Origin of the sequence: Rheinheimera sp. WS51 (genome assembly GCF_050936095.1) — a bacterium.
Taxonomy (GTDB): Bacteria; Pseudomonadota; Gammaproteobacteria; order Enterobacterales; family Alteromonadaceae; genus Alishewanella.
Window position 1 is genome coordinate 46,705 of record NZ_JBOTRC010000013.1, and the last position, 9,542, is coordinate 56,246.

Consider the following 9,542-nt stretch of genomic DNA (forward strand, 5'->3'; position numbering starts at 1 on the left):
TGAAGAGCAGTGTAGAATTAAATAACACCTGTTACTGTTAACATTCGTTATAGATCATTCGAGCTTTTTTATGCAAACACGTTCTGTTACTCAAAAAAATATTCCGGTACATGAAAATGCTAATATTTTATCTACAACTGATCTTAAAGGTCGTATCACTTCGGTTAACCAAGATTTTATTAATATTAGCGGCTATGCTGAAAATGAGTTAATAAGCCATGGCCACAAGATACTGCGTCATCCAGATATGCCGGCTTCTGCTTTTAAACACTTGTGGCAAACAATTCAAAGTGGTCAATCATGGCGCGGTATTGTTAAAAATCGCTGTAAAAACGGTGATCATTATTGGGTAGATGCTTATGTATCACCTATTTATAAAGATGGGGTAATTATTGAGTATCAATCTGTTCGTCGCCAAGCATCTTTAGAACAAATAGCTCGGGCAGAATTAATATATCAACAATTAAATGCTGGAAAAACCCCTCGCGTAGTTAGTTTTTCATTTTTACAACTATTATTAATTACACTTTTACCTGTTTTGTTAACAAGCTTATTTATATCATTCGTTAATTTAAATAATATTATTAACTTAGTTTTATTAATGTTATCTCTTGCCGTCACGACTGTATTTGGTATCCAGCTGCTTAATCCTGTAAATAAAAAACCTATTGTAGCTAACGATATTACCAGTCAAGCTATTCAATATATATATACAGGTAGCCGTCATCTTGGGGCTAACTTTCATTTTCAAATACAAAGCAAGCAAAGCGATACTGCAGCATTAGCTGGCAGAATGCGCTTTGTGTCAGAGCAAGTAAATAATATTAGCCAATTGATTACAGAAAAAATGCAGCAGTTACGTAATAACGTGGTGCAACAGTTTACAGAAACAGAGTCATTAGCCACTGCCATGCATCAAATGGCAGCTAGTATTAACGATGTTGCAAACAACGCTCGTGACAATGCACAAAGTGGTGATCAATTACAAAAAGGCATTATCCTTTGTAATGAATACTCGCAAAAAACCACCGAAAAATTACATAAACTCGATAGCACACTTCAGTTAGCATCAACCGAATTCGCAACTCTTACTTTAAATAGCCAACAAATAAGAAGTGTGTTAGATGTAATTATTGGTTTAGCAGATCAAACTAATTTATTAGCATTAAATGCAGCAATAGAAGCAGCTAGGGCTGGTGATGCTGGGCGCGGCTTTGCCGTAGTGGCAGATGAAGTTAGACAATTAGCAAATAGAACCCAACGTTCAGTCAACGAGATAGCAAAAATAAGCGATTTAATTGATATAAGCACCCAACAAAGCAGTAAAGCTTTACAACAAGGTACTGAACAAACAGCAGAATGTGTTAGTGCTATTTCTGAGCTGACAGAGCAGTTTAGCAAACTTAGTACAAACACCCTTAATTCTATTATTGCCAATGAACAAATTGCCGAGGCAGTATCAGAACAAGGGGCAGTAGCTGAAAGTATTAATCAAAGCATTTACCACATTCGTGATCTTGCTGAGGACACAAGACACCAAAGCGAAAGCAGTGAGCAACAAGCAAGCTCACTGCAAAATATTGGTAAGCAATTCAATTTGCTTACCCATTTTTTCTGGAAAAAAACAGTTGAAATACCAAAATCCTCTAAAGTATTTTGAAAAATTCTGAGTATAACTGACAGCTGGATAATTTAGGCTAAACGTTGGTTATGGTTGGGCACGGTACTTTGGCGGCTAGAGCTTTATTTTACGTGATAAGTTAGATATAAATCGTATATAACAACACCGTATCAACGGTGGTGTCTTTTTTTTAAACTTATTATAATTCACGCCCTTTTTAACACGACATGGATGCTTAGTTGCAAACTAAAGCTAAAAATATTTTTATTACGCTGGCTGCACAGTTAGGGCTAATAAAGCAAGATAGCCAACGCTTATCTGCTATCCCATTAATAGAACGTTTAAAAGTGGCTTTAGCGGCTTTTATCGCTTTATTTGTGGTCACTTTTACTTGTATGCAATTGGCTGATGCTGCTAGCACGGTAGTATTACTTGCCTCTATGGGCGCATCGTCTGTGTTATTGTTTGGCTTACCTAATAGCCCTCTGGCAAAGCCATGGTCTTTTGTTGGCGGTCATTTAATATCTGCTAGCATTGGCTTAATGTGTTCGCATCTGTTTACTGATTTAGCCTTAATGGCTGCGGTGACCATAAGCTTAGTACTTTTTGTGATGTATATTTTTGAGTGCATGCATCCGCCGGGTGGCGCAACCGCTTTAGTACCTGTTATTGCCGCCAGCGATACCGCTTTAGGCTATGACTTTTTGCTTTATCCAGTCGCTTTAAGTGTATTTGTCATGTTGGCGGTGTCAATTTTACTAAATAAAGTGCTATTAAGGCGTGGTTTACAAAAGCCAACCCAAAAATTTGATCCCGTGCATTTACACCATGATAAGTCACCACTAAAACGGTTAGGCTTACAAACTGAAGACCTATTAAGTGCCCTTAATAGTTTTGATACTGTTATCGACATTAGCGAACAAGATTTAGAACGCTTATATCATCAGGCACAACTTAATGCCTATCAGCGTAAAAGTGGTGAAATTCGTTGCCACCACATCATGTCTCGCGATCTAATTACGGTAACCCCATACACCGCCATAGCTAACGCTTGGCAATTACTGCGTAAACATAAAATTAGCATGCTGCCCGTAACAGATAGTAATAACCAGTTACTAGGCGTAGTAGCAACCGTAGATTTTTTAAAGAATTTAAAAGTGCCACATTATTGGGGCTTATTACGCCACCTTAATAATTTGCTACTTAAAAGCAGACACAACAAACAATATAAACGCAGAGTAGAAGAAATTATGGTTACTAAGCTTACAGTGGTAAATGAGGATGACCATATAGCAGCACTAGTGCCTATATTATCAGATCAAGGTTTACACCATATTCCAGTGTTAGATGCCCAGCAAAAGCTAGTGGGTATTATTACCCAATCTGATATTATTGCGGCATTATTTAGTCATCAAGTTGTTAATAGTCAGCCCGTTAGCGCTTAACAAACAATCTACCTATTAATAGTTAGATTGCTCCCCCCCAAGATGGTCAATGTAAACCACAAATAGGTTTGATAAACTAAACAAAATAGTTATAGAGCTTGTTAAATATGAACATTGAATCTTATGCCGACTTAATCCGCGAAGCAAACGCTCAAACTGAACCACAACGCTTAATGTTTGTGTTTGCCAAAGCCGAATTACCTAAAGGCTACACTGAAGAGCAACAGCAAAGGTTTGCCCAGCAACAAGGTGGCACTTTAGCGCCTGTGCTTTGTGTTGATAAATTACCGGAAGAAATTGCAGACTTTTCAGTGCTGGTTGAAGAATCTACCCATACCGGCATAGATTGGGATATCGCTTTTGTAGCTGCCTTAGGTGGCCGCGGTGGTTTTGCTCCCAACAGCGACGAAGCCGCACAACCGTTAAAAATGATGATGGAAAAAATTCAAAACGGCATGATTGCAGAGTTTTTAACCTTCAATAAAAGCGGTGAATTAGTCGCGTTATATTAACAGCTGAAATTCTGTAATTAATCTGATCGGGGCGAATACATTCGTCCCAACCTTAACCAGAATAACTGTTTTAACTATTGACAAAAAAGCCTATAATTTGCTTATTTATTTCGAGATTAAACGCTCTGCCACCACTGTTTTTCTTACCTGTTGTTCAAAGTAGCCAAGAGAAAAAGGTCTAAACATTTTGCTAATGTTGATTAACTCTTCATTTCTCACGATAACCTCCATAGATTCTCCCTGCTCATTTAACGCATTGATTTTTTCATACCATAATTCAGATTTCTCTTTAAAAGATAAAAACTCAGCTTTTTTTGTCAGAAAACGTCCATGCGCTGTTATTAACTTTGTTGAATCATTAGAAAGTGATAATGTTTTATTTATGACTTCAAATTGGCCTTTACTTCCGCCTGCATAGGCATGGGGATATGTATCATGCATATATGTATCGCCCATAAAAATAATGTTGTTTTTGCGAAAGTGAACTATCACATCATCAGTGGTATGAGATATAAAATGCAAAAGATCTAGCTTTTCATTCCCTACATCTATTGTGTACTTATCTTCGGAGGAAATTAGCTCATTATTAAAATAGAATTGCCCGTTTCTATTCGAAATTACATCAGCGCCAAGTTCGATATAAAACGAATTAGCACCAATATGATCACTATGACTATGTGTATTAATGATATATTTAATAGGTTTATCTGATAGTTTTCTAATTGCACTCACCAGCTTGGTATTATTTGCATTACCAACAAAAGGATCAATTAGTAAGATAAATGTCTCACCCATAAAAATCCCTACATTAGTATTTGAACCTGTTGATTTTAAGACAAATAAATTATCGGATAACTGCTCACTAGTAAAATCCCTTACTTGTTGCAAAGGGTTCGCATAAGTAAAACTAACCCAGAAAACTGCAATCAATATTGCATATTTATTTAATCTCATGATTTAACTCCTATTAAAAATTAAGATTTTCATCAAAAGCGAACAAGTTTTAGAAGAACTTACTTATAGCCATTTACTCATTGCTTTATCAATTTAGTAATGCTTATAACTTTGCCCCTAGCGACATTTTTTTGCAACATTTATTAATTAATACATTAACTTTGTGAATTTTGATTTTCAGTGATGTGACGAAGCGCTATTTATGGTTTAACAGAGCTTATTTTGGCTAGATGTGTGGACACCCACTAACTGGCTTTAAACACGTCGCCTTGAATAGTGCCAGCAATAGGTTAACCGATGAATGTCTGGTGCCCCTGCTATCAGCAAGGATGCTGAAATAAGCAGGCACTCACTGAGAGTAAGATAAGAGAGCCCTGTGTTTGTTGCAGGCTATCGCCTGGCAACCATGATGACAGATTAAGCAAAGTATCTTGCTGATGGATAACATACTTTTTATCATTTATTAAATTGACGAATTTGAATATGGTTACCATCACGATCTGCGATGTTTGACACTTTAAATATTGGATTGCTCCACTCGCCTTCGAATGCTTGGCCACCTAATTTCACAGCTTCTTCTCTAGAAATAGTGATATCATCTACCGTAAGGAAAAGCTTAATTGGGCTGAACACTTTAGTCGGCATATCAAATGGTGGTACATGAATGATTAAGTTGAAACCATTCGTTTCCAAGTTAATAAAATCATTGGTCGTGCGAACAACTCGCATGCCAAAAAGCTTCTCATAAAATTCTGATAGGTTGCTCAAATCACTAGAATAAATAAGAACACCGTTTTGCGCTGGCCCTGACATATGCTTCTCCTTGCCGTGTACTGTGGTTTGAAATAAAACAGATAAAACAAATAATACCAAAGCAAAATAATTAATTTTATTGCTCACAAATGCCTCCCAGCGCGTAATATTTCCAGATCCAGCGTTTTGTTATACATTTAATTTGAATCTTCGTTAATATATTTTTTAACTTTTTTTGAAATGAAAATGTAAAAAAAAGCTACTGTAATGATATAAATTAAAAAAGCGCAGATCATAGCAATTTGGCTTTCAATATAGCCTGCAATAAGAAATATACCGTAACTAGCAAGCGCCCAGTAAATAAAACCTAGAATCTCATCGAGTAATGTAAGTTTCGATAAGTAATAGGTCCATTTTTTTGGAGCCATAATTAGTCTCTCATAAATTACTAAATTAATTCAGTGTGGACTTACTCGCTTTACCTATTAACTCCCAGAAGGTTCATATGTGTTAGTATTATAAATTTTTCATTTGAGTTAAGGGTGCATGCAAAGCTTTTCTGGTAGCGTCATCTACTTGCTTAGGAGAATCCAATCGAAAAACAATTCTTAATGTGTCATCATTTATATAAAAGTGCTCCCTGGCTTTTATTTGAAATTTAATTCTAGAATCACCAAAATAAACAAACTCTCCCAACTTTGGTAAATAAGCACCATCTTCATAGGAAAAAACTAGGCTCTCGGCATCTGGAGAGCCTGGAGTAAGTTCAGCGAGTAAATAGACCACAACAACGTTTTTCATAATATATCCTTGATAGACTTTATCGATAATCGTACACAGAAATAATGACTCCCCCACTAGGTGCTGACCTTCTAGAACCTAGGTTAGTTTTACAACCAGAGCCATACTGTATTTGTTAAGTCATACAATACTGGAGGTCAACATGCTTAACAATAACATAAGTTTTATTGGCTTAGATACTCACAAAGAGTTCTTTGAAGTTGCTTATATTGAAGGTAAGCGTCTAGCTAACGGCACCTAGCTGTGTTTAATATTCCATGGTAGAAGCCTGTCAATATTGTCAGGCTTCTTAGCAAGGTATTGCAAGCACATTGAGATATAGTCATGCACCATAATATCATTGGCCTTTGCGGTTTCAACAAGACTATACAGTATGGCACTGGCATGTGCGCCCTTGCTGGTGTTTGAGAACAGCCAGTTTTTTCGACCTATTACGGCCTTTAACTGCCCTATCATCACCACAACAATACACCCACATATAGCTTGTTGCTTTATCTGCGTTAATCACCTGTAACGGGGTTTCATCACCATGAATAACCGCTTGAGATAACAACACCTCTTTTAAGCGTTGATACAGGGGGGACAACAGTTGTGCACAACGTAACATCCAGCTCGACATGGTTTGTCTACTCAATTCAATTTCGATGTTAGCAAACAGTGTTTCTTGGCGATAAAGTGGTAAGCCAAACTGGTATTTACAGGTGATTATTTGACTCAGCAAACTGGGGGTCGCGATACTTTTTGCTATGGCCGTTGCGGGCATCGGGGCGGTTTTTATCGCACTTTCAACACCTTCACGCTCACAGTGGCGGCAGGTATATTTAGGGCGAATGGTTTTAATCACTTTGATATGCGCCGGCACAAGCTCTAAGGCCTCACTGCTGCTTTCACCCATTTTGTGCAAGGGGCTTTGACAGCAATCACAGATTTTGTCCTCATCATCTAGGTCAACAACCACGTTAACTCTGGGCAACTGCTTTGGCAGTGGGGTGCGTTTAGGCTTGGCTTTGTCTTTCTTTACGGCGGGAGACGCCGCTAATAGCGCTTTATCATGTTCATCTAGCGTTTCTTCCGCTTCATTGAACACTTCACCCGCGCCTGGCATTTTTTCTGATTTCTTGGCGTATTCTTTGGCAAGCTTGGCGTTGTAGGCTGCAAGTAATTCATGAATATGTGCGTCTTTCTTAGCCAATTCTTCGTCTTTTTTTGCCACAACAAGGCGCAACTCAAGCAGCATACGCTTGAGTTGCTCTGGGTCGTCTGGTAATGAGTGGGCATCAATTTTCATGGCCACAATCTAGCAGAGTTTACTCGTATTTTCTTGCTGGCAGAGCAGATAATGATTGGCGTGGTGGCAATGATCGTTGACTCGTCATTCGATCTCTTCTAGATCAGACTGATAGCGCAATGCTTGATGACCAAGCACATTATACCCCGATAATAACCAAACAAGTTGTTGCTCGGTGAGTTCACATTCCAGCTTATCTAATTGGCTGGGCCATTTGAACTTATCCTTTTCTAATCGTTTGTACCACAAAGCAAAACCCGTTTTATCCCAGTACACTAACTTGAGCTTGTCTTTGGCTTTATTGCAAAATAAAAATAATGCGCCAGTATAGGCATCGCGCTTTAACTCGCTTTCAACGATAGCAACAAGGCCATCAATAGACTTTCGAAAGTCCACGACATCGCGGTGCAAGTAAATACTGTCGGGTTTAACGAACATTTTCATCCAGCAAGGTCGTGTAATAATTGACTTAGGAAGGTGGCGGAGGTTGTTGTCGGCAAGCTGAGCGTTACATTGCCAATCGCAAGAGTGAACGGCTTTTGCTGCTCGATAACGTCGATTTGTTTGGTGATTTTGGCACGAATAAAATGACCCGATGACGCACTCAGTTTGTTTTTTGTGGCATAAAACGTGGTTTTTGATAAAGCATGTTGTTGGCAATACTCAGCAATCGTTAAATCGCTAGCTTGTTGCTCTTCGATAATGTTGCGCCACTGCTCAAGGCTACGTGATTTCCTCATGGTTATCTCCTCATTGAAACGAGGAAATAGACTAAGAGATTTGATGAGTTACTGGTAGGTGCACTTTGCTAGACGCTTACGCTCTAACGCCCGCTTAAGCGGAAAAATATTGTTGGCTATAATGTTGAACGGAGTGAAAACAGCTAACTGTATTTTTTCCGTTTGAAGCGCTTGTTATAACTCAATATTATCCGAACTTAGAAGCTGACGACTATTACGTACAGTTAATATATTTACCTCATTTCCAACTTTATAAATAATACGATAATTACCAAAAACGACTTCACGGTAGTTTGAATCTAATAACTCTGGTACTTCGCGACCTAGTTCTGGTTGATAAGAAAGCAAGTCTGTACGGTCAAAAACGTCATTTACCCATTTGTCTGCGGCAGACGGTTTATCAAGAGCAATATACTTAGCGATTACTTCTAACTTTTCTATTGCTAAAGGAGACCAAATTACTTTCAAGGTTGAATGCTCTGTAAAATCCGTTTTCTAGCATCTGAGCTAGATACACCTAGACCCGCAGAAAGTTGAGATTCTGCTTTTTGTACTTCTTCAAGTAACTCTATCTTTTCTTGCATGGCTTCATACTCAGCAACATCAACAACGACTGCAACCCCTTTCCCTCTTTGTGTTATAACAATAGGTCTTCTTGTTTCGTTAACTTGACGAATAAAAGAAGCTGCACTAGCCCTAAAATCTGAAAGTGGTTGTATATCCTGATCAAAATGAAGTCTGCTCATAACGACACCTTTAGTTGTACTCTATATGGTACAAAGTATAGTTAAAACTTGCGAGTAGCACAAGGCTTTGATTTTGAGTTATAACGCCACCTTAAGCGGCAAAAAATTGTTTGCTAAAATGTTGAACGAAGTGAAAACAGCAAACTGTTTTTTGTCCGTTTGAAGGTCTTGTTATATGCCGTATTATGCTAAGATATCAACCTTCCCATTTAACTGTTTACCGTCAAGATCTTTAAATTTACTTAAAACACCTGATAAAAAGTCAGTATTCTCACCAATGCTTTTTTTAAAATCTATAGATTTTTCAACTTGCCCAATTAAGTCTACTTTGATTTTACCTATTTTTTCGGGATCATTATTATATTGTTCAAGTACATTTAATGGTATAAATGGCACTACATCAAGTAAAGCACTTTCCCCTGATTTAATTAATGTATTAATTTCATCAATTGATATGTTTCTCATATCAATCTTTGTAGGTTGTGAATTATTTTGGTTTATGTTTTTTTCTACAGCAATAGATTCAGTCGGCATTTTATTGCCGCTAGCTGCTGTCGTAATGGAATAGTTTTGCCCTACATTTAAAATATTCATATTAATTCCTCATGTATTAATAGATATTTGATATTAATGCAAAAGGTGCACCATGTTAGATATTATACTAATGACTATTTTAGGCATA

13 protein-coding genes and 1 pseudogene are annotated in these 9,542 nt (G+C 37.6%); 3 read left to right on the forward strand and 11 right to left on the reverse strand.

Annotated elements, in window-relative coordinates; translation table 11 throughout:
- Positions 1-70: 70 nt before the first annotated feature.
- From ACRCA4_RS12985 to ACRCA4_RS12995, 3 genes are all read left to right on the forward strand, one after another.
- Positions 71-1,660, forward strand: coding sequence for a methyl-accepting chemotaxis protein (locus tag ACRCA4_RS12985; RefSeq protein WP_433189335.1), 1,590 nt, complete (start codon positions 71-73; stop codon positions 1,658-1,660).
- Between the two features lie 200 nt (positions 1,661-1,860).
- Complete coding sequence (locus ACRCA4_RS12990; RefSeq protein WP_433189338.1) at positions 1,861-3,066, forward strand: HPP family protein; 1,206 nt, start codon at positions 1,861-1,863, stop codon at positions 3,064-3,066.
- A gap of 107 nt (positions 3,067-3,173) precedes the next feature.
- Entirely contained in the window at positions 3,174-3,578 is a 405-nt protein-coding gene (locus tag ACRCA4_RS12995; RefSeq protein ID WP_433189341.1) for a ribonucleotide reductase subunit alpha, read from the forward strand.
- A gap of 105 nt (positions 3,579-3,683) precedes the next feature.
- Here ACRCA4_RS12995 and ACRCA4_RS13000 read toward each other — a convergent pair whose 3' ends face one another.
- From ACRCA4_RS13000 to ACRCA4_RS13050, 11 genes and pseudogenes are all read right to left on the reverse strand, one after another.
- The gene (locus tag ACRCA4_RS13000; RefSeq protein ID WP_433189344.1) at positions 3,684-4,532 is read right to left on the reverse strand and encodes an MBL fold metallo-hydrolase; all 849 of its coding nucleotides are present in this window, start codon (positions 4,530-4,532) and stop codon (positions 3,684-3,686) included.
- Between the two features lie 456 nt (positions 4,533-4,988).
- Positions 4,989-5,432, reverse strand: coding sequence for a VOC family protein (locus ACRCA4_RS13005; protein WP_433189347.1), 444 nt, complete (start codon positions 5,430-5,432; stop codon positions 4,989-4,991).
- A gap of 50 nt (positions 5,433-5,482) precedes the next feature.
- A complete protein-coding gene (locus ACRCA4_RS13010) occupies positions 5,483-5,713 on the reverse strand; it encodes a hypothetical protein (RefSeq protein ID WP_433189350.1) in 231 nt (76 codons plus the stop codon).
- An 88-nt stretch (positions 5,714-5,801) separates the two neighbouring features.
- Positions 5,802-6,086: a hypothetical protein gene (locus tag ACRCA4_RS13015; RefSeq protein WP_433189353.1), complete on the reverse strand. Its 285-nt coding sequence runs from the start codon at positions 6,084-6,086 to the stop codon at positions 5,802-5,804.
- Between the two features lie 237 nt (positions 6,087-6,323).
- Positions 6,324-6,419 (reverse strand): hypothetical protein, encoded by a 96-nt coding sequence (locus ACRCA4_RS13020; RefSeq protein ID WP_433189369.1) that lies wholly within the window; start codon positions 6,417-6,419, stop codon positions 6,324-6,326.
- Between the two features lie 106 nt (positions 6,420-6,525).
- Positions 6,526-7,374: pseudogene (gene tnpC / locus ACRCA4_RS13025) on the reverse strand (IS66 family transposase); the annotation flags it as partial.
- Between the two features lie 84 nt (positions 7,375-7,458).
- Complete coding sequence (tnpB, locus tag ACRCA4_RS13030; protein ID WP_132583005.1) at positions 7,459-7,818, reverse strand: IS66 family insertion sequence element accessory protein TnpB; 360 nt, start codon at positions 7,816-7,818, stop codon at positions 7,459-7,461.
- Positions 7,815-8,114 carry an IS66 family insertion sequence element accessory protein TnpA gene (tnpA, locus tag ACRCA4_RS13035; RefSeq protein WP_433189357.1) on the reverse strand — a complete coding sequence of 100 codons (300 nt, stop codon included), beginning with the start codon at positions 8,112-8,114 and terminating at the stop codon, positions 7,815-7,817. The genes tnpB and tnpA overlap by 4 nt, the downstream gene beginning before the upstream one ends.
- A 174-nt stretch (positions 8,115-8,288) precedes the next feature.
- The gene (locus ACRCA4_RS13040; RefSeq protein WP_433189360.1) at positions 8,289-8,582 is read right to left on the reverse strand and encodes a type II toxin-antitoxin system RelE/ParE family toxin; all 294 of its coding nucleotides are present in this window, start codon (positions 8,580-8,582) and stop codon (positions 8,289-8,291) included.
- The gene (locus ACRCA4_RS13045) at positions 8,579-8,860 is read right to left on the reverse strand and encodes a type II toxin-antitoxin system Phd/YefM family antitoxin (RefSeq protein WP_433189363.1); all 282 of its coding nucleotides are present in this window, start codon (positions 8,858-8,860) and stop codon (positions 8,579-8,581) included. The genes ACRCA4_RS13040 and ACRCA4_RS13045 overlap by 4 nt, the downstream gene beginning before the upstream one ends.
- A gap of 183 nt (positions 8,861-9,043) precedes the next feature.
- The gene (locus ACRCA4_RS13050; protein WP_007991288.1) at positions 9,044-9,454 is read right to left on the reverse strand and encodes a hypothetical protein; all 411 of its coding nucleotides are present in this window, start codon (positions 9,452-9,454) and stop codon (positions 9,044-9,046) included.
- Positions 9,455-9,542 lie beyond the last annotated feature (88 nt).